Annotated in this window: 21 protein-coding genes; 12 read left to right on the plus strand and 9 right to left on the minus strand. The window is 38.3% G+C overall.

Going from position 1 to position 19994, the window contains the following annotated elements:
- Positions 1-52 precede the first annotated feature (52 nt).
- Positions 53-649 carry a signal peptidase I gene (gene lepB / locus HBN42_RS05550; RefSeq protein ID WP_165994071.1) on the minus strand — a complete coding sequence of 199 codons (597 nt, stop codon included), beginning with the start codon at positions 647-649 and terminating at the stop codon, positions 53-55.
- 9 nt (positions 650-658) lie between these two features.
- Complete coding sequence (gene rnhC / locus HBN42_RS05555; protein WP_165994072.1) at positions 659-1576, minus strand: ribonuclease HIII; 918 nt, start codon at positions 1574-1576, stop codon at positions 659-661.
- A 118-nt stretch (positions 1577-1694) separates the two neighbouring features.
- On the opposite strand from rnhC, the gene HBN42_RS05560 reads away from it, so the two are divergent.
- From HBN42_RS05560 to HBN42_RS05570, 3 genes are all read left to right on the plus strand, one after another.
- Positions 1695-2003: a hypothetical protein gene (locus tag HBN42_RS05560; protein WP_165994073.1), complete on the plus strand. Its 309-nt coding sequence runs from the start codon at positions 1695-1697 to the stop codon at positions 2001-2003.
- Between the two features lie 2 nt (positions 2004-2005).
- The gene (locus tag HBN42_RS05565) at positions 2006-2551 is read left to right on the plus strand and encodes a CvpA family protein (protein WP_165994074.1); all 546 of its coding nucleotides are present in this window, start codon (positions 2006-2008) and stop codon (positions 2549-2551) included.
- Positions 2552-2620: 69 nt separating this feature from the next.
- Entirely contained in the window at positions 2621-4960 is a 2340-nt protein-coding gene (locus HBN42_RS05570; protein WP_165994075.1) for an endonuclease MutS2, read from the plus strand.
- A gap of 122 nt (positions 4961-5082) precedes the next feature.
- Here the strand turns inward: HBN42_RS05570 and HBN42_RS05575 are convergent, their stop codons facing one another.
- A complete protein-coding gene (locus tag HBN42_RS05575) occupies positions 5083-6402 on the minus strand; it encodes an FAD-containing oxidoreductase (protein ID WP_165994184.1) in 1320 nt (439 codons plus the stop codon).
- A gap of 246 nt (positions 6403-6648) precedes the next feature.
- Here HBN42_RS05575 and trxA point away from each other — a divergent pair, with 246 nt between their 5' ends.
- The gene (gene trxA / locus HBN42_RS05580; RefSeq protein WP_165994076.1) at positions 6649-6963 is read left to right on the plus strand and encodes a thioredoxin; all 315 of its coding nucleotides are present in this window, start codon (positions 6649-6651) and stop codon (positions 6961-6963) included.
- A gap of 66 nt (positions 6964-7029) precedes the next feature.
- On the opposite strand, the gene HBN42_RS05585 is transcribed toward trxA, so the two are convergent.
- On the minus strand, positions 7030-7626 hold the full coding sequence (locus HBN42_RS05585) for a helix-turn-helix domain-containing protein (protein WP_165994077.1): 597 nt from the start codon (positions 7624-7626) through the stop codon (positions 7030-7032).
- A gap of 151 nt (positions 7627-7777) precedes the next feature.
- Complete coding sequence (mutY, locus tag HBN42_RS05590; RefSeq protein ID WP_165994185.1) at positions 7778-8932, minus strand: A/G-specific adenine glycosylase; 1155 nt, start codon at positions 8930-8932, stop codon at positions 7778-7780.
- Positions 8933-9275: 343 nt separating this feature from the next.
- Here mutY and rpsF point away from each other — a divergent pair, with 343 nt between their 5' ends.
- The 3 genes from rpsF (at position 9276) to rpsR (ending at position 10409) form a co-directional block, all read left to right on the plus strand.
- Positions 9276-9566: a 30S ribosomal protein S6 gene (gene rpsF / locus HBN42_RS05595; protein ID WP_165994078.1), complete on the plus strand. Its 291-nt coding sequence runs from the start codon at positions 9276-9278 to the stop codon at positions 9564-9566.
- A 21-nt stretch (positions 9567-9587) separates the two neighbouring features.
- Positions 9588-10079 carry a single-stranded DNA-binding protein gene (locus HBN42_RS05600; RefSeq protein ID WP_165994079.1) on the plus strand — a complete coding sequence of 164 codons (492 nt, stop codon included), beginning with the start codon at positions 9588-9590 and terminating at the stop codon, positions 10077-10079.
- 90 nt (positions 10080-10169) lie between these two features.
- On the plus strand, positions 10170-10409 hold the full coding sequence (gene rpsR / locus HBN42_RS05605) for a 30S ribosomal protein S18 (RefSeq protein WP_165994080.1): 240 nt from the start codon (positions 10170-10172) through the stop codon (positions 10407-10409).
- Between the two features lie 132 nt (positions 10410-10541).
- Here the strand turns inward: rpsR and HBN42_RS05610 are convergent, their stop codons facing one another.
- Both HBN42_RS05610 and HBN42_RS05615 read right to left on the minus strand, forming a co-directional pair.
- Positions 10542-11204, minus strand: a complete 663-nt coding sequence (locus HBN42_RS05610; RefSeq protein WP_165994081.1) for a DUF1129 domain-containing protein — start codon at positions 11202-11204, stop codon at positions 10542-10544.
- 330 nt (positions 11205-11534) lie between these two features.
- Positions 11535-12479 (minus strand): magnesium transporter CorA family protein, encoded by a 945-nt coding sequence (locus HBN42_RS05615; protein WP_165994082.1) that lies wholly within the window; start codon positions 12477-12479, stop codon positions 11535-11537.
- Between the two features lie 226 nt (positions 12480-12705).
- On the opposite strand from HBN42_RS05615, the gene uvrA reads away from it, so the two are divergent.
- Positions 12706-15528: an excinuclease ABC subunit UvrA gene (uvrA, locus tag HBN42_RS05620; protein WP_165994083.1), complete on the plus strand. Its 2823-nt coding sequence runs from the start codon at positions 12706-12708 to the stop codon at positions 15526-15528.
- Between the two features lie 30 nt (positions 15529-15558).
- On the opposite strand, the gene HBN42_RS10315 is transcribed toward uvrA, so the two are convergent.
- Positions 15559-16035 carry a DUF6568 family protein gene (locus HBN42_RS10315; protein ID WP_420377901.1) on the minus strand — a complete coding sequence of 159 codons (477 nt, stop codon included), beginning with the start codon at positions 16033-16035 and terminating at the stop codon, positions 15559-15561.
- A complete protein-coding gene (locus HBN42_RS05630) occupies positions 16032-16871 on the minus strand; it encodes an excalibur calcium-binding domain-containing protein (RefSeq protein ID WP_165994085.1) in 840 nt (279 codons plus the stop codon). The genes HBN42_RS10315 and HBN42_RS05630 overlap by 4 nt, the downstream gene beginning before the upstream one ends.
- Positions 16872-17097: 226 nt before the next feature.
- Between HBN42_RS05630 and HBN42_RS05635 the strand changes: the two genes are divergently transcribed.
- From HBN42_RS05635 to efp, 4 genes are all read left to right on the plus strand, one after another.
- Positions 17098-18174: a M24 family metallopeptidase gene (locus HBN42_RS05635; protein ID WP_165994086.1), complete on the plus strand. Its 1077-nt coding sequence runs from the start codon at positions 17098-17100 to the stop codon at positions 18172-18174.
- Between the two features lie 31 nt (positions 18175-18205).
- A complete protein-coding gene (locus HBN42_RS05640; protein ID WP_165994087.1) occupies positions 18206-18658 on the plus strand; it encodes a deoxycytidylate deaminase in 453 nt (150 codons plus the stop codon).
- A gap of 2 nt (positions 18659-18660) precedes the next feature.
- Entirely contained in the window at positions 18661-19281 is a 621-nt protein-coding gene (locus HBN42_RS05645; RefSeq protein ID WP_165994088.1) for an NUDIX hydrolase N-terminal domain-containing protein, read from the plus strand.
- Positions 19282-19423: 142 nt separating this feature from the next.
- Entirely contained in the window at positions 19424-19981 is a 558-nt protein-coding gene (gene efp / locus HBN42_RS05650) for an elongation factor P (protein ID WP_165994089.1), read from the plus strand.
- Positions 19982-19994 lie beyond the last annotated feature (13 nt).

Genomic DNA, 19994 nt, shown 5'->3' on the forward strand with positions numbered 1-19994 from the left:
TTGCTGCCCTTTCTAATGGAAGAGATAGTTTAAAACCTGCCAGAGGCAGGTTTTAATTTTTAAAGGTTGTCATTTTACTAAGTGGCCAGTAACGGAACTTGACTTCGCCAACTAAGGATTCTTTCTTGAAGGTTCCAACTTCGCGGCTATCTTTAGAAACAATGCGATCATCACCAAGGAGGTAATATTCATCTTTTGGTACCGTTACTGAAAAGGTGACTCTTCCTTCTCTGTCACTGGTAAAGGCGTTAGAGTTTCTGGCTAATTCTTGGAAGAGGCTGTTATAATTGTAGGTTTCTTGCAGCTTGTCGTTGTTAAAGGCTTTTTGGTAATCTAGTAAGAACTTTTCCTTAACTCTTTTGCCGTTAACGTAGAGTTTGTCGTTTTCATATTTAATATGGTCGCCAGGTAAGCCGATGACACGTTTAACAATTTCTTTACTTTCACCATTTTCCTTTTCTCTTGCAACAACAAGGTCAAAGCGATCAATAGAGGTGTGGCTAAAAACGATAAGGCGTTCACCATGTGCAAGAGTTGGATCCATTGAATGGCCATCTACTTTGACAGGTTGCCAGATAAAAAGGCGACTTAGGGCAAAAAGTGAGAAAAAGAGGATAAATAAACCCCATTCTTTAATAAAATTTTTCATTGTTTTCCTTTATTTTCTATTTTTTAAAAGCTCTTGGGCTTTTAGGGTATTGACAAAATGTAACTTGGCGCTGTGATTTAGGGCTTCTAATCCATATGTTTCTAACAATTGGCAGGCCACCTGATCAGAAGCTTTACCAGCGCCGCTAGGTAGCTTATAAGCAAGTTCCTGGCTTAATTGGTCTAGATTCTCAAGGAAGAGATTGCGAGCAATAATAGAGCTGACAGCTACAGCCAGGTATTTACTCTCAGCTTTTTCTTGAAAGGTGATGACATTCTTAAAATGATTTTTCTCCTGCAAGAGGTACTTTTCATAGTTGGCTTGACTGGTAAAGGCATCAATAACTATCTTTTGAGGCTTTAGCCCCTTTTCTAGTAAAAGATAGATAGCTTGATTGTGTAAGGCTACTTTAACAGATACAGCATTATAAGCTTTGCCTTTACCAACCAACTGATTATACTTTTGTGGTGATAAGAGCAAGGCCTTGTGTTGAATTTTTTCTTCAAGAAGTGGTGCAATCTGTCTGATCTTCTGATCATTGAGATTTTTAGAATCGTCAACGCCCAATGACTTTAAAAAGGGGTGGTCAGATGGGCTGACAAAACTAGCTACCACAGCTATGCCGCCAAAGTAGGAACCATTGCCAACTTCATCACTTCCAATCAGTGGCAAATCTTCTTTATATGAGTTGTCTGATTGGTTTTTTGAGTCATCACTTTCAGTTTGAAAACCAAAATGATGAGCAACTTCTTTAGCAGCTCCACCTTGAAAAACGATTTTACCAGATTTATAGAGGGAAATTGTGACTCCCTTATATTTGGAAGAAAGTTCAAGGTATGGATTGGCACTACTAGTTTGGTAGTCTAAAAGTCTTTTAAGAATTCTGTTTTTGTCAGATTCTTTTATTTTCATTACGATGGTTTCCATATGAAATATTTTAACACAAAAATAGGAACTGTGGGGCAAGTACCTAATCATAAATTGAAGAATTTCTATATTTTACGAAAGTCCGAAATTAAGGTATAATGCTATATGAGGTGGCGCTATGAAAAGTAATAATCGTTATAAATTTACCTTTGGTGAAAAAACCTTAACCCTGACAACAGATAAAGATAATCTTTTTATGGAAGAGGTAGAGCGGGTAGCAAAAGAAAAGTACTCTGCTATTAAAGAAAAATTGCCAGAGGCAGATAGTGAAACAGTGGCCATATTAATGGCAATTAATTCCTTATCAACTCAATTGAATCGTGAAATAGAATTTGAAAAACTAGAGTCTGAGATGAGTGAACTCAGACGTAAGATGCTTGAAGGCATTCAAGAAAAAATCAATCAGACTAGCTTGGATGAGGGATAATAATGATTTCAATTTTTATTTTACTAATTATGTTTTGGAATTTTTACATAGGCTATAATAGAGGAATCATATTACAGACTTTTTACTTTTTTGGTGCACTGGCATCACTTTTTGTTGCAAAGCATTATTACCAGACTTTGGCTGATAAGTTGTCCCTCTGGGTGCCTTATACTAATCCAGCCGAGGGAACGCGGACTGCTTTTTTTAGGGAAGTGAATATTTTCGATTTGAATCGTGTCTTCTACGCAGGGGTAGCTTTTTTGATCATTGCACTAGCAGTTTATGCCTTTGTCAGGCTCTTAGGTGTCTTTGTTCATTTTCTACCAATTGATTACCTGGATTCACTTTATTTCAATCTAGGAAGTGGGCTCATGTCTGTACTTGTTACAGTGATTTTTTTGTCCATGATTTTTAGTCTACTTGCGACAATACCAGTGCCCTTGATTCAAAATCAGTTGCACGGGCATGTCTTGCCTAGGCTTTTAATCGAGCACTGTCCTCCAATGACCTCACTTATTAAGAATTTATGGATAAGCAAAATCCTATAGGACCAGAACTTTTTGTCTGGTCTTTTACTTTACTCCAAATTATCAGTATTTTAAGGTATAATGAGACTTATGAACAATAAAATTTTAGAACAGTTAGAATTTGACAAGGTAAAGGAACAATTTAGCCCTTACCTGCAGACAGAACAAGGGTTAGCGGAGTTAAAGGCCTTGCTGCCTTCTACTAAGAGTGAAAAAATAAGGGACTCTTTCCAAGAAATTGCAGATATGGAGCAAATGTTTTTAGCTGCCAATCGTTTTTCTTTAGGGACTCTTCGAGATATTTCAGAAAGTTTACGTCGCCTGGAACTAGAAGCTGATCTTAATATTCAAGAGTTATTAGATATTAAAAAATTACTGCTTGTTTCTACTGAGGCCAGCCAGTTCTATCTTAACTTAGAGAATGTTGACTTAAAGGTTTTGAACCAACTTTTTGAGAAATTAGAAGTCTTCCCACAACTTCAAGGCGGCCTACAGGCTATTAATGATGCTGCATTTATTGAGAGCTTTGCTAGTCCAGAACTAGAAAGTATCAGAAGGAAAATCTCTAACAGTGAGCATCAGGTCAGACAGCTCCTGCAAGATATTCTCAAAAAACAGGGAGATTATCTGTCAGAATCATTGATTGCTAGCCGTAATGGTAGAAGTGTTTTACCAGTAAAAAATACTTATCGAAACCGAGTGGCTGGTGTTGTCCATGATATCTCTGCTTCGGGAAATACAGTCTATATTGAGCCAAGGGCTTTGGTGCAATTAAATGAAGAAATTACCCAGTACCATGCTGACGAGCGACATGAAATGAGTCGTATTTTAAAGGCCTTGTCTGATATGATTAGGCCTCACAGCAGGGCTCTAGCTAATAATGCCTGGTTGTTAGGACATTTAGACTTTGTTCGTGCCAAATACCTTTACAAGGAGGCTAAAGATGCCACTTGGCCAATAATTAGTGAAGATAAAGGGATTCATTTATTAAATGTTAGACACCCTCTTTTAAAGGATGCTGTTCCTAATGATTTAGGCTTTAGTAAGGATCTATCTGTCATTGTTATTACCGGTCCAAATACTGGGGGTAAAACAATTATGTTGAAGACCCTAGGTTTGGCGCAAATAATGGGGCAGTCTGGTCTGCCTATACTAGCTGATCAGGGCTCTAATATTGCTATATTTGAAGATATTTTTGCTGATATTGGAGACGAACAATCCATTGAACAAAGTCTGTCGACTTTTTCTAGTCACATGACCCACATAGTTGCTATTTTAGAAAAAGCTGACCAGAACAGCCTGGTACTTTTTGATGAATTAGGTGCTGGAACAGACCCACAAGAGGGTGCTAGTCTAGCTATGGCTATCTTAGAAGAGCTTCGTCTAAAGCAGATTAAGACAATGGCGACAACCCATTATCCAGAATTAAAAGCCTATGGTATTGAAACAGACTTTGTTGAAAATGCCAGTATGGAATTTGATGCTAATAGCCTGAAGCCTACCTATAAATTTATGCAGGGAGTTCCTGGTCGTTCAAATGCCTTTGAAATTGCTAGACGACTGGGCCTGTCTAAAATCATTGTGGATCAAGCAGAGGATATGACAGCTTCTGATAGTGATGTCAATAGGATTATTGAAGAACTGGAAAAACAAACTATTGACAGTAGAAAACGACTAGACCATATTAAAGAAGTGGAACAAGATAATCTGAAATTTAATCGTGCTGTCAAAAAGCTCTACAATGAATTTTCCCAAGTTAAGGAAAAAGAACTTGAAAAGGCCAGCCAGCAGGCGCAGGAAATTGTTGATCTAGCTCTAGCAGAGAGTGAGGATATTTTAAGTAAACTGCATGACAAAGCGCAATTAAAACCTCATGAGATCATAGAAGCAAAGGCTCAGTTGAAAAAGTTAGTCCCAAGTCCTGAACTTTCTAAAAACAAGGTCTTGAAGAAGGCTAAAAAGCTACGTGCACCACGTGTAGGTGATGATATTATTGTAACTGCCTATGGCCAAAGAGGAACCTTAATCAAGCAAAAGAAAGAAAATAGCTGGGAAGCCCAGGTAGGTTTGATTAAGATGACCCTAAAAGAGGATGAATTTAACCTTCTTAAAGTTGCTGAAGAGTCTCAAAAACAAAAAGAGCGTTCTGTTAATCTGGTTAAAAGAAATGCTAAGGCTAGTGGTGGACCTAGAGCGCGACTTGATTTACGTGGAAAACGTTATGAAGAAGCCATGCAGGAACTAGATGCCTTCATCGACCAAGCTTTGGTCAATAATATGAGCCAAGTGGATATCATTCATGGTATAGGAACAGGGGTAATCCGTGAAGCTGTTAGCAAGTATCTCCGCAAAAATAAACATGTTAAAAGCTTTGCTTATGCCCCACAAAATGCTGGAGGTTCTGGCTGTACCATTGCTAACTTAGGATAGTTTTGGGTAAAGCTTCATTCATTTATAGACCTATCAAAAAGCTTGAAAAGAGTAGGTTTTCCCTCAGCTGGATCCTTGTCCAACTTTAGGGGCTGATACTCTTTTCAAGCTTTTTAGTCTATTTAAAAATTAAAAAGGTCATTAAGGTTTTCTGACATAGTAGGATGGGTGAAGATTTGGTTTTTAATATAGGTATAGGGGATATTATTATCCATTGCCATTTTAATTAAATTGATATATTCCTGAGAACCTTCTGCAAAAAGGGTTGCACCTAAGATAGCATTGGTCTGGCTGTTAACAATGACCTTAAAGATTCCTCTGAGATCGTTATTGATATGAGCTCTTGGCATATTGGCTACTAATAATTCCTTGGTCTTGTAAGCTAGACCCTTTTCTTTTGCCTCTTTTTCTGTTAATCCTACTTGAGCTAGAGGTGGGTTAATAAAGGTTGTACTTGGGATGTTTTTGCGTTCACTGTGGCTGTAGTGGCCTTGTCCAGTCAGGTGGCCAAAGACAATCCTGAAATCATCAAGAGAAGTATAGGTGAATTGTGGACCTCCGTTAACATCTCCCACAGCGTAGATGCCTTTAACAGTAGTTTGACAGAAGTCATCTACTAGGATAGCGCCTCTGTCACTAACTTCGATAGCAGTATTTTCTAGCCCCAAGTGTGAGCTTGCTGGTTTACGTCCCATAGCATAGAGAATGAGATCAAAGACTTCTTTTTGACCATTGACACTTAGGGAAACTTTACCATCCTCAGTGTCTGCGATCTCTTCAACTTTGACACCCAGGTGGAAGGTGATGCCATCTTCTTCCATATAGGATTGAGCCATTTCAGCCACTATTGGTTCATAGGAGCCCAAAATCTTAGGAGCAGCTTCATAGACACTGACTTTACTTTCCAAGCCTGCATAGAGACTAGCAAACTCAAGCCCAATATTTCCTCCACCAATAATAGCCAGTTTCTTTGGTTTTTCTGTGATAGAGAGCATAGCTGTGCTGTCAACAACATGTTTACTTTCCATTAGACCTGGTATTGGAAAATGCTGAGAAACTGCACCAGTATTGATAATGATAGTTTCAGCGCTGAGCTCTAGCTGATCCTCGCCTGCCTTTACTTCAATAACCTTGTCTGAAATAAATTGGGCAAAGCCGTTGTATAAAACAACTCCAGAAGCTTCTAAGCCAGTCTTGTTTTTTTGTCTTAGACGGCTGACCACGGTTTCTTTTTGATTCATAAGTTCTGCAAAAGTCATCTTTTCTTTAGCAGCAGTAATCAGAGTTTTTGTGGGAATGCAGCCGATATTAATGCAGGTGCCGCCATACATGGATTGATCTTTTTCAACAAGAGCTACCTTTTTACCCAGCTGAGCCATTTTAGCAGCTAAGGTCTTTCCAGCCTTACCAAAACCGATAACAATCATATCGTAAGTGTACATCATAAATTCCTCTTTTCTTACTTATTTCTAAACTGATTGTAACAAAAGTCTAAGATCATGTCTTAAAGCTGCTACGAGATTATTTTTTAAGGGCAAATGCTGCATAGAAAGAGGGGGGATAGACTGCTTCACAATTTATTTTCAAGCTGATACTTAGGACATTCAATCCTAGGTAGCAGATTCTTGCTTTCTAGGGCTTTTTACCCTAAAATAAACTTAGGACTATAAAAGAAAGGGAGAAAAGCGATGACAGAAGTCGTTACAGATGCAAACTTTGAATCAGAAACAAAAGAAGGTCTTGTTCTAATTGATTTTTGGGCAACCTGGTGTGGACCTTGCTTAATGCAAGCTCCTATCCTTGAGCAGCTTTCAGAAGAATTAGATGAAGACGTCTTAAAGATTGTGAAGCTTGATGTTGATGAAAATCCAAATACAGCTCAAGAATTTGGTATTATGTCTATTCCAACACTTTTGTTCAAGAAAGACGGACAAGTTGTTAAGAAGGTAGCTGGCGTTCATACCAAAGAGCAAATCAAAGCTATCATGGAGGAGATTGGTTAAGCACTGAGTTTTTCCAGCTTCTTAAGATCAATAAAGAAACCCGGTAGATTAACTACTGGGGCTTTTTTAATTAAAAAAGTTGAGTAAGAAAATAGTGACCATACTGCTAATAAAGCAGATCAATGCAGCAATGAGGGTAAAAGCTAGGACTATGAGTGGTTTTTGATAGGGATATTTGGCTCTTTCTTCATAAGTTTCTATAGAGCTTAACCTTTCTCCTTTTTCCAAGGCAAGAATGGCCTTATAGGTTTGTATATCATATTTTTTCTTAAACTTTTCTACACGGTTAGCATAAAACATGCAAACAGCCCAGATAAGAAGAAAAATACCCAGACCAAGCCATGATAGGAAGTAAAATAAGGGAAAAGCGACAACCATCAATAAGAACATGAGACTGGTCATTATGAGGCTATCGCGATCAAAATTTTTCTTGTCGTCTGCTGATACTATTTTTTCCATTTCTTTAAGATCTCCTTTGACTAACTGATCTAAACTCACTTGAAAAATATTGCAGAGCAGTAAAAGGCTATGGATATCGGGATAGGTTTTATTGTTTTCCCAATTTGAAATACTTTGTCTGCTGACATATATTTTTTCTGCAAGTGTTTCTTGTGAGAGCTGATGTTTATGGCGGTAGCGGATGATTTGCTTACCAAGTTTCATCTTAATCTCCTTTCCAAGAATCAGTATAGGTGGGATCTTATTTTTTGTCTATCAAAGCTCTTTGACATGGCTAAAGAATAGGATTTCTAAGGGGTGTCCTGATAGTTCTTTACAGGAAGTTGACAGGTCTGTAAAGCAAGTAGAAGATGGCTTATTTGTTATTTTTAAAGTAGGCTTCAAGCATCTTCTTTTGTGGAGCTGCCATAGGGTAGTGACTCATATCATCTGGGTCAACCCATTCTAATTTTCTGCTCTGATCTTGAAAACTAGGCTGATCAGAAAGAAGGCCTTCTTTTAAGTTAATGGTCCATTTTTGGTGACTAAAGGTGTGCTTGACAGAAGGAAAAGTTTGGTTAGTCCACTGGGGTTTTAGTTGATAAGTGTCTTCAAAAGTAGCTACCTTTGAGATGCTTTCTAAGACTGTATTATTTTCTTCAAATAGATCCAATTGTTGTCCAATCAGGTCAGTTTCTATAAAGGGGAAGGACCAAAAACCACCTAAAAGTCTACCTTGATTATTCTTTTCCAACAAATATTTACCTTGGGCATTAACAAGAACAAAAGCTTGTATCTGAATAGGTTTGGGCTTTTTCTTTGGTAATTTGATGGGGTACTTGTCATAGGTTCCATGTAAATAGGCTGCGCAAAAAAACTTGATAGGGGATTGTTCGGGTTTGGGGTTCTTAGCAGATTCGATATCTGTGCCCAGATCCATCAGTGCCTGGTTGAAATCTCCGGGGCGCTCAGGGTCAATGAGGATTTCCATGATAGCCTGGAAGATTTTTCGGTTTTTAGGGTTGCCAATATCATAATTAACTTCAAATAGCCTAGCCATGACACGCATCACATTCCCATCTACTGCAGGCTCTGGCAAATTAAAGGCAATGCTTGATATGGCTCCGGCAGTATAGGGGCCGATGCCTTTTAGCTTGCTGATATCTTGATGATTATTTGGGAACAGTCCGTCAAAGTCAGTCATGATTTGCTGGGCAGCCTTTTGCATATTGCGTACACGAGAGTAGTAGCCCAATCCTTCCCAGGCTTTAAGTAGTCGTTCTTCAGGGGCCTCCGCCAGTTTTTCAATAGTAGGAAACCATTCTAAAAAACGGTTATAATAAGGAATAACCGTCTGAACTTGAGTTTGTTGTAACATGATTTCAGAAACCCATATATGATAAGGGTTCTGACTGCGCCGCCAGGGCAGGTCTCTTTTTTCTTGGTCATACCAATTTAGGAGGGTTAGTCGAAAAGAAGCAATCTTTTTTTCGTCCCACATTTGGATACCATAATCCTTTAAATCTAACATAAGACTATTGTAGCAAAGAAAAGGATTTTGGGAAATGAAAAGACCGTAAAGTTTTTGAATCATCCTGATAATCTTTTTGTAGGGAAGCTGTCTGTAGTCTGTCTATGTTCAGAGTTGCCAAAGCTGACTGCTTACTTAATTGTCTTGTAGTTTTGCTTGAGATAAGTAAGAAAGAAAGTCTGCTTAAAAGCTAGGCCAAGAGCTTAAGCTCCTATTTGTCCAGATAGGGATCATTTTTTTCTTGCACTTGACTATATTTTAAGGTATAATGGTAATCTGTGAGCATACCTCACTTACCTGTGCCAAGAGGTGCAGGTCATTAGACCAAAAGGAGGAAAAATCAATGGCTAAATACGAAATTCTTTATATTATTCGTCCAAACATTGAAGAAGAAGCTAAAAACGCTTTGGTATCACGCTTTGACTCTATCTTAACTGACAACGGTGCTACAATCGTTGAATCAAAAGATTGGGAAAAACGTCGTCTTGCATACGAAATCAATGATTTCCGTGAAGGACTTTACCACATCGTTAATGTTGAAGCTACTGATGCAGTTGCACTTAATGAGTTTGACCGTCTATCAAAAATCAACAACGACATTCTTCGTCATATGATCGTTAAACTTGACGCTTAAGTCTTAGTTAGAAGGTAGTTTATGATTAATAATGTAGTACTAGTTGGTCGTATGACCAAAGATGCAGAACTTCGTTACACACCAAGTCAAGTGGCAGTTGCTACTTTTACACTTGCTGTTAACCGCACATTTAAAAGTCAAAATGGTGAACGTGAAGCTGATTTCATTAATTGTGTCATCTGGCGTCAACCAGCTGAAAACTTAGCAAACTGGGCTAAAAAAGGTGCATTGGTGGGAATTACAGGTCGCATTCAGACTCGTAATTATGAAAACCAACAAGGTCAACGTGTCTATGTAACTGAAGTAGTTGCGGATAATTTCCAAATGTTGGAAAGCCGTGCTACACGTGAAGGTGGATCATCTAACTCTTATAATGCTGCTGGATTTAATAATAATTCTTCCAATAATAGTTATTCGGCTCCTTCTCAACAAACACCTAACTTTGGTCGCGAAGAAAGTCCATTTGGGAACTCAAACCCAATGGATATCTCAGATGACGATCTACCATTCTAAATAGAATGGTTTTGGAAAAAAGTGAATTCAATTGAGTTCAGACCATGACAACAAAGGTGGTCAAACAGATAATATAAAAGGAGATTAAATATGGCTCAACAACGTCGTGGCGGATTCAAACGCCGTAAAAAAGTTGACTTCATCGCAGCTAATAAAATTGAATATGTTGATTACAAAGATACTGAGCTTTTAGGCCGTTTCGTTTCAGAACGTGGAAAAATTCTTCCTCGTCGTGTAACAGGAACTTCAGCTAAAAACCAACGTAAAGTAACAACAGCAATCAAACGTGCTCGCGTTATGGCACTTATGCCTTACGTAAACGAAGATTAAAAAATAGTCCAGGGGACTATTTTTTAATTTCACCAAAAGATGGAGAAGTGAAATTAGATCCGAAGGGTCTTTTTTTGAATAAAAAACAACCCCGATCTTCTTAAGGTCGGGGTTTGCTACTTTTATTGTTTATTAGTGGGCAGACATGGCATTTTGGATATTGTATTTCTTTTGTAAGAAATAGCGAAGAGCAAAAGCTGCTGCACCCATAAGGATTAGGATAAATGGTGACAATTTAGGATTGAGGCCTGCAGGTAAGAAGGCGGTCGCATAGTAAAGAGTAACCCAGACCAACATAGCTAGGGATAAGGCTGCAATAATTTTGAACCAGCTTGGACGCTGACTCTTGTCGGCACCAATATGGCGATAGATAAAGTAATAGGTCGCATACATAGATGCTCCACCCCCAAAACCAAGGGCCAATAAAGAAACAAGGCCGGTAGCATTAGCATTGCTATTAAAGAATGACATCATTCCGTTTAATAAGGCAACAACTCCGATGAATAAAAGGGAAGTATCTAACCACATGAGCCAAGGGTTGGTATTTTTAGGTCTATCTCCGTTTTTTGCTGCTTTGGCGTCAGCCTTTTTTTCGGTAAATGAAGCCGCCCAAGCTGTGGGTGCTCCTAAAAAGGTTCGAGCAGGAATACCTTGTCTTTGTTTCTCAAGGATAGTTGGAACGGTTTCTTCCAAGATATCTTTGATCTCTTGATCAGACTTCCCATCCTGAATCAGCCGATTAGTAGCGATATGAATAAATTCTTGATTTTTTTTAGTAAGATTTTGTAAATCCATTATATCTCCTTAAACAAATAAGTAATCTTAAAAAGCAGCGCGCAAATAAAAGTCTTCTATACCACATATCAGATAAAGCCAAACCTATGAACCCCGCTCCAATAAAAAGCTTAAAACTAACGAAAGTGGTACTAATACGCCCTTGTAGCTAAGAGGCCGAAACCCCGCTTCATAATTATGACCTTTTAAAGAAAAAACGATAATATCTTTCTTCAAAACTAATAAGTGTGATAGCCCACCCAATTACAGCCTTCATAGATAAGAAGCCGATAATGCTTCTTATCTATAAGTAGCTCTATTAGAAATGACATTGCAATAGGGCTTGCTCAACTAAAACCAATTTTTCCTCAAAAAGTAGAGTATAACTCCTGAAGATCCCAAAGAGGCGATAAGCACAATGAGCCAAAAGCCGTGCTGTAAATCGTTAAAAGGGAGCCAGTTGTTTTGGAAGTTCATCCCATATGCAGAGAAAATAACAGTAGGGATATCTAAAGACATGGTCATCAGAGCCAGAGTTTTCATGATGGCATTCTGATTGTTGTTAATGATTGATGCAGTTGTTTCTGTCATGGCATTCAAGACATTTTCGTAGATGCCAGCCATCTCAATGGCCTGCTGGGTTTCAATCAAGGTATCCTCAAGCAAGTCTTCATCTTCGATATATTTTTTTAAGGAACTGGTAGAACTAGAGAGCTTCTTGACAATACGTTCATTAAATTTTAGAGAAGCTTTCAAATAGACAATGGATTTTTCAAGTTCCATCATATCAATAAGCTCTTCATTTCGAGTAGAAGCTTCCAGCTGTGCTTCCAAACGGTCACTTTGGCGGTCAATGGTACGCAAGGCGGTAAGGAAAAGCTCAGCATTACGATAAAGAATTTGGAAAACAAAACGTGTTTTCATGAAAGTGTAAAAGTTTTTAACACGTCTTTTGTGGAAATGTTCAAATAAGGTTAAATCATTTAAACAGGTCGTGATAACAGCATTCTCCGTTACGATAATGCCAAGTGGGACCGTTACGTAATAACTTTTGTTATTTCTCTCTTCATAGGTTGGAACGTCGACGATAATCAAGGTGTACTCATCTTCAATAGCAATACGTGACGTTTCTTCTATATCAAGGGGTGCTCGTAAGTCAGAAATATCAATGTCGAATTGATCGGCAATTTCTTCGGATTCTTCCTGGGAAGGGTTGACCAATTTGATCCAAGCTCCTGGCTCGAATGTTTCAATTTCTTTGAATTCAATTGCCGATGAAAGAAACATTTGTTTCATGACAGCCCTCCTTTTTCGCTAACATTTTTACTTATGAGATGTTTTAATTTCAGAGTGAAACAGCCATTTCAGCCCATCAAAAAAGGCTTAGAAGCGCAGTACCTCTCATTGTCATTAAACACTTAACCATTATACTATAAATCCCAAAGTTTGGGGCAACTTAATATTAGAAAATTTTGTTATAATGTAATAAATGTTTTCGAAGGGATGCCAAGGGCACATAATTATGCAAGATAAATTAATTATTCATGGAGCGAGAGCTCACAATCTAAAAAATATAGATGTTGAAATTCCGAGAGATAAATTAGTTGTAGTCACTGGTTTATCTGGTTCAGGAAAGTCTAGCTTGGCATTTGACACCATCTACGCAGAAGGTCAAAGGCGCTATGTTGAGAGTCTGTCCGCCTATGCTCGTCAATTTCTGGGAAATATGGAAAAACCCGATGTTGACTCCATCGATGGTCTTAGCCCGGCTATTTCTATTGACCAAAAAACTACCAGTAAAAACCCTCGTTCGACAGTTGGTACTGTTACTGAGATCAATGATTATTTGAGACTCTTGTATGCTAGGGTTGGGACTCCTTACTGTATTAATGGGCACGGTGCCATTACGGCTTCATCAGTGGAACAAATTGTTGAGCAGGTACTGGCCTTACCAGAACGAACTAGAATGCAGATTTTATCACCCATAGTCAGACGAAAAAAGGGGCAGCATAAAAATATTTTTGAAAAAATTCAAAAGGATGGCTATGTTCGTGTTCGTGTTGATGGGGACATCTATGATATTTCAGAAGTTCCAGAACTATCAAAAAGTAAGATGCACGATATTGAAGTGGTTATTGACCGCCTGGTCATTAAAGATGGTATCAGAAGTCGTTTGTTTGACTCTGTAGAGGCAGCTTTGAGGCTGGGTGATGGCTATTTAATGATCGATACAATGGACGGCAATGAGCTACTCTTTTCAGAACATTATTCCTGTCCAGTCTGTGGCTTTACAGTTCCAGAATTAGAACCGCGCCTTTTTTCTTTCAATGCTCCCTTTGGTTCTTGTCCAACCTGTGATGGACTAGGAGTGAAATTGGAAGTTGATATGGACTTGGTAATCCCTGATCCTAGTAAAACACTAAGAGAAGGTGCTTTGGCTCCTTGGAATCCGATCTCATCCAACTACTATCCAACTATGCTAGAGCAAGCTATGGCAGCCTTTGGCATTGATATGGATACCCCATTTAAGGATCTTAGTGATCAAGAAAAGCACTTGGTCTTATATGGTTCTGGTGATAAGGAATTTCATTTTCATTATGTCAATGATTTTGGTGGTGAACGTAATATTGATATTTCTTTTGAGGGAGTTGTTACCAATATTAATCGCCGTTACCATGAAACAAATAGTGAGTACACAAGAAATGTCATGCGCACTTATATGAATGCTCTTAAGTGTAACACCTGTCATGGCTATCGTCTCAATGATCAGGCTTTGTGTGTACATATTGGTGGTGAAGATGGGCCCAATATTGGTCAGCTTTCTGATTTATCCATTTCTGATCACATTGATCATCTTGAGAGCTTGATCTTGAGTGAAAACGAAGAGACCATTGCAAAGCCTATTATCAAGGAAATTCATGATCGATTGACCTTCTTAAAAAATGTCGGTTTAAATTATTTAACCCTATCGCGGGCAGCAGGGACACTTTCAGGTGGTGAAAGTCAACGTATTCGTTTGGCGACGCAGATAGGCTCCAATCTGTCTGGTGTGCTTTATATCCTAGATGAGCCATCCATTGGTTTACATCAAAGAGATAATGACCGCCTTATTGAAAGTCTTAAAAAAATGCGGGATCTAGGCAACACACTGATTGTTGTTGAACATGATGAAGATACCATGATGCAGGCGGATTGGTTAATCGATGTGGGTCCAGGTGCAGGAGATTTTGGTGGACAGATCATTGCTTCAGGAACTCCAAAACAGGTTGCTAAAAACAAGAAGTCTATTACTGGCCAATACTTGTCTGGTAAGAAAACAATTCCTGTTCCAAGTGAACGACGTAAGGGTAATGGACGCTTCTTGGAAATCAAAGGTGCCTGTGAAAATAATCTGCAAAACTTAGATGTTAAGTTTCCCTTAGGTAAATTTATTGCGGTAACAGGGGTATCAGGCTCAGGGAAGTCAACCCTAATTAATAGTATCTTGAAAAAAGCAGTTGCCCAAAAGTTAAATCGCAATGCTGATAAGCCAGGTAAACACAAATCCATTGAAGGCATTGAACATATTGAGCGTTTGATTGATATTGACCAAAGTCCGATTGGTAGAACGCCAAGATCAAATCCTGCTACCTATACTGGTGTCTTTGACGATATCCGTGATCTCTTTGCACAAACCAATGAGGCTAAAATCCGAGGCTATAAGAAGGGTCGTTTTTCATTCAATGTCAAGGGTGGACGCTGTGAAGCCTGTTCTGGAGATGGTATTATTAAAATTGAAATGCATTTCTTACCTGATGTCTATGTTCCTTGTGAAGTCTGTCATGGAAGACGCTACAATTCTGAGACCTTAGAAGTGCATTATAAAGAAAAGAATATTGCTCAGATCTTGGAAATGACAGTTGATGATGCGGTAGACTTTTTTGCAGCTATTCCTAAAATTGCTCGTAAGATACAAACCATCAAGGATGTTGGTTTGGGCTATGTTACCCTTGGTCAACCTGCAACCACACTTTCAGGTGGAGAAGCTCAGCGGATGAAGCTAGCTAGCGAGCTGCATAAGCGTTCTACTGGAAAGAGTCTCTATATTTTGGATGAACCAACAACAGGCCTTCATACAGATGATATCGCCCGCCTACTTAAGGTCTTAGAACGCTTTGTTGATGATGGAAATACAGTCCTTGTTATTGAGCATAATTTGGACGTGATTAAGTCTGCTGACCATATCATTGATTTGGGACCAGAAGGTGGTGTTGGCGGAGGTCAAATCATTGCTAAAGGAACCCCAGAAGAAATTGCCCAGAACAAAAAAAGCTATACTGGCCAGTATTTAAAAACGAAGTTATAAGAAAAGAAATCTGACAAGTGTCGGATTTCTTTAATTTTGTAAAGATTTAAGAAAGAAATAAATATCTTGTTTGCTTGCTTTACTTCCTTTTTTTAAGCTTTGAAGACTTTGACCAGCTTTAAAGAAGCTTAGATTAGGCACAGTATTTATCTTGTAGTGCTGTCTGAAAATTTGCAAAGGCTTGTCTGATTTTGTATGTTGAGAATTGAGGTAGAATACAGTTCTTTTACTTTTTTTGCTTGCTTTTAATAATTTAGGTAAAAAACGACGACAATGAGGGCAAGTAGACCGCCCCGTATAAAGGTAAAATGTCTTTTTTTGAGTCATCATTTTGTTGATATCAAAAAGAGATACTTCTTTCAAACCTTTAATATTTTTTTGATAATTTTCAATGTCTCTTTGTTCAGTTTGCGATAAGCTACTTATAGTAGTTGCGCAGACTGTCTGTTTTCCAATTATTAGGAAATAGGCAAGGATTAGAATGATAGAGATACTTTTTTTCATCATTCACAAGCCCATCCATCATGGTCACGATCAAGGCGTGGTTCATATCCTGCTTGACCTTGAGGAATTGGTGCTGCTCCTGCGTTTCTCATTTCTGTACAGTTAGCATAATGTCTTTGGTTAGTATCTGGACTTTGGGCAGCTTGCTGCTGATTAGCTTCTTCCTGTGCTTTTTGTGCGGCAGCCTGTTTTTGAGCCTCAATTGCTGAAACTACAGTATCAATTCGCTTTTGCAACTCTTCTTTTTTAACGGGGTCAGAAATAAGGTTAAGCTTCTGTTTTGTAGTTTCAACGTAGTTGCTGCTTTGTGTGGTTTCTAGTTGTTTTAGCTCAGTCTCAGCTTCTTTTGCGAGTAGTCTTTGTTCAGCTATTTTAAAACGACTTTGTAACCCTTCTTTTTCTTTTGAGTCTTTAACTTGATTGATAGCTTCGAATGTCTTGGTATAGTTTTCTCTGCTTGTTTCATTTTCAAAGCTTGAGAGCATTTTTTCAGCTTGAATGCTTTTAGATTGATCTTCCTTTTCTTTCTCTTTTGCATCTGAGCTTGTCGTTTCTGTACCAGCCTTAGCTTCAGCTTTTAGTTCTGATTTAGGTTGAGAAAGAGCACTTTGAGAGTTCTTTGTTGAAATTGAATGGAGACCGATTGTTCCAATGAAACCAATTAGGATTGCAGCTAGAGCATAGTTACGTTTTTTCTTATCTGGTCTTTTTTTGCTATAGAACCACAGACAGAAAAGTCCAGCTAGAAAAATAAGGGGTGTAAGTAGACTAAGTATGCTAATAGCCAAAACAGCTAGTAGAATATAAACTATAATCTTCATATAACCCATTTGTATCATGTATCAAACCTCATTACTTTTTTATTTAGTTTACACTTTTTTACCATTTATGTAAACGCTTTATTTTTGATAAGCTGTCTTTTCTAAAAATTAAAAGAATTTTCTCATATTTCTTTGACTCTCTTTATCTTTCATTCCAGTTTATAGAACTATGGACTCTGGCTTTTAAAAGGAAGAGAATCGTGATAAACTTAAGAAAGTTAGTCTAAGAACCAAGGAGAAAAAAATGTCAACATTTTTAGAAGAACGTCTCAAGAAGTGTAAAAACTTGCTTAAGGAAAAGGGTTTGGATGGCATTATCATTAGTAATTTAAAAAATGTCTATTATTTAACAGGCTTTTCGGGTACTGCAGCCACTATCTTTTTAACAGCTAAGCGCAGTCTTTTTATAACAGATGCTCGCTATAGCTTGTTGGCCAAAGCTGCTATCCAAGGATTTGATATCATTGAAAGTCGCACGCCTTTAGCAGAGCTTGCTCAAATTCTTAAAACAGATAAATTAGAGCAGATTGGTTTTGAGGCTGATATTTCTTATGCTTATTATGAAAACCTGAAAGAAGCTTTAAGTACTGTTAATCTGCTGCCGCAAAATGGCTTTATTGAAGGGCTTCGTCTTATTAAGGATGCTAGTGAAATAAAAACCATAGCAAAGGCTTGTTCGATCTCAGATAAGGCTTTTATTGATGTTTTAGACTTTATTAAAGCAGGGCAAACGACTGAGATAGAGGTTGCTAATTTTTTAGATTTTCGTATGCGTCACTATGGTGCTTCAGGTCTGTCCTTTGATACCATTGTAGCATCAGGTTACCGCTCTGCTATGCCCCATGGGCAGGCCAGTCATAAGGTTATTGAAAATGGGGATAGTTTAACCATGGATTTTGGTTGTTACTACAATCATTATGTTAGTGATATGACCAGGACCATTCATGTTGGTCATGTGACGGATCGGGAGAGAGAAATCTATAACCTTGTCTTAAGAGCTAATCAGGCTTTGATTAAAAGGGCGCGTGCTGGACTTTCCTTTACAGATTATGATGGGATTCCTAGACAAATCATTGCGCAAGGTGGTTACGCTGAGGCTTTTACGCATGGTATCGGACATGGTATTGGTCTTGATATTCACGAAGATCCTTTTTTTAATAAAGCAGAGCAGAAATTAGAAGCTGGAATGGTTGTAACGGATGAACCAGGAATCTACATTGATAATCAGTTTGGCCTTCGTATTGAAGATGATCTGGTTATTTCAGAAGATGGCTGTCAGGTTTTGACCTTGGCTCCTAAGGAAATTATTGTCCTTAAATAAGTTTATGGCTTTAAGCAGATAAGGAGAAAAAATGGAAAAAAGATTGACCTGGCAAGATTATTTCATGGCCAATGCAGAGCTTATTTCTAAGCGGTCTACCTGTGATCGCGCCTATGTTGGAGCTGTCTTGGTCAAGGATAATCGGATTATTGCCACAGGCTATAATGGTGGTGTTTCAGCTACAGATAATTGTAATGAAGCTGGGCACTACATAGAAGATGGCCATTGTATTAGGACGGTTCATGCAGAAATGAATGCCCTTATTCAGTGTGCCAAAGAAGGGATATCTACTGATGGTACGGAAATCTACGTTACACATTTTCCCTGCGTCAATTGTACCAAGGCTCTGCTTCAAGCAGGAATCAAAAAAATAACCTATAGTGCCCACTATAGACCCCATCCTTTGGCACTTGAATTGATGGAAAAAAAGGGTGTTGACTACGTACAACATGATGCACCCAGCCTTAGATTAGGAGCAAAGTAAAGATGTCTACTAATGATTCAATGGTCAAATGGGCAATAGAATTGCAAAGTTTAGCACAGGCCGGTCTTAGCTATGGACGAGATATTTTTGATATAGAAAGATATGAAAGAATCAGAGCTATTTCTGCAGAAATGATGGCTGCAAAAACAGACATGTCGATAGAAGTTGTTAGAAGTCTTTTTTGCAATGAGACAGGTTATCAGACCCCAAAGCTAGATACACGTGCAGCTATTTTCAAAGAGGATAAGATACTGCTGGTGCAAGAAAAAGATCATAAGTGGTCTCTGCCGGGTGGCTGGGTTGATGTTGATGTGTCGGTTAAGGAAAACACCATTAAAGAAGTAAAAGAAGAAGCAGGACTTGACGTTAGTGCCGACAAGATTATAGCAGTTCAAGATAGGGCCAAACATAATCTGCCTGTCTATGCTCATAATATTTGTAAGATATTTGTTCTTTGTTCAGAAGTCGGTGGACAATTTGAAGAAAATAGTGAAACCATAGACAGTGGCTATTTTTCAGAAGATTGCCTGCCAGAATTGGCCACTGCTAAAAATACAGTTGAGCAGATCAAGATGTGTTTTAAGGCTTACCGTGATCCGCAGTGGCAGACATTTTTTGATTAAAGTCATTTCAAAGAGTCCTCTGAAAGACTTCAAGTTAAGTCAGCAGAGGCTTTGAGCCTTAGTGGACAAGAATAAAAAGTGACAGAATGAAAATATTTTGATAAAATGAGATGATAAATATTTTAGTAAGAGGTAATAATAAATGATTGAAGCAAGCAAGCTCAAAGCAGGTATGACTTTTGAATCAGAAGGCAAATTGATTCGCGTTCTTGAAGCAAGTCACCATAAACCAGGTAAAGGAAATACAATTATGCGTATGAAATTACGCGATGTCCGTACTGGTTCAACTTTTGATACAACCTATCGCCCAGATGAAAAGTTTGAGCAAGCTATTATTGAAACTGTACCAGCTCAATACCTATACAAAATGGACGACACAGCTTACTTTATGAATACAGAAACATATGACCAATATGAAATTCCTGTTGCTAATGTTGAACAAGAATTACTTTATATTCTTGAAAATTCTGACGTTAAAATCCAATTTTACGGAAGCGAAGTAATTGGTGTCACTGTACCAACAACTGTTGAATTAACTGTAACTGAAACACAACCTTCTATCAAAGGGGCTACAGTCACTGGTTCAGGTAAACCAGCTACCTTGGAAACAGGTCTTGTAGTAAACGTTCCTGACTTTATTGAAGTTGGTCAAAAATTGATTATCAATACAGGTGAAGGGACCTACGTTTCTCGTGCTTAAGAGTTTTGTCAAC

It is taken from the genome of Streptococcus catagoni (genome assembly GCF_011421425.1).
GTDB lineage: Bacteria > Bacillota > Bacilli > Lactobacillales > Streptococcaceae > Streptococcus > Streptococcus catagoni.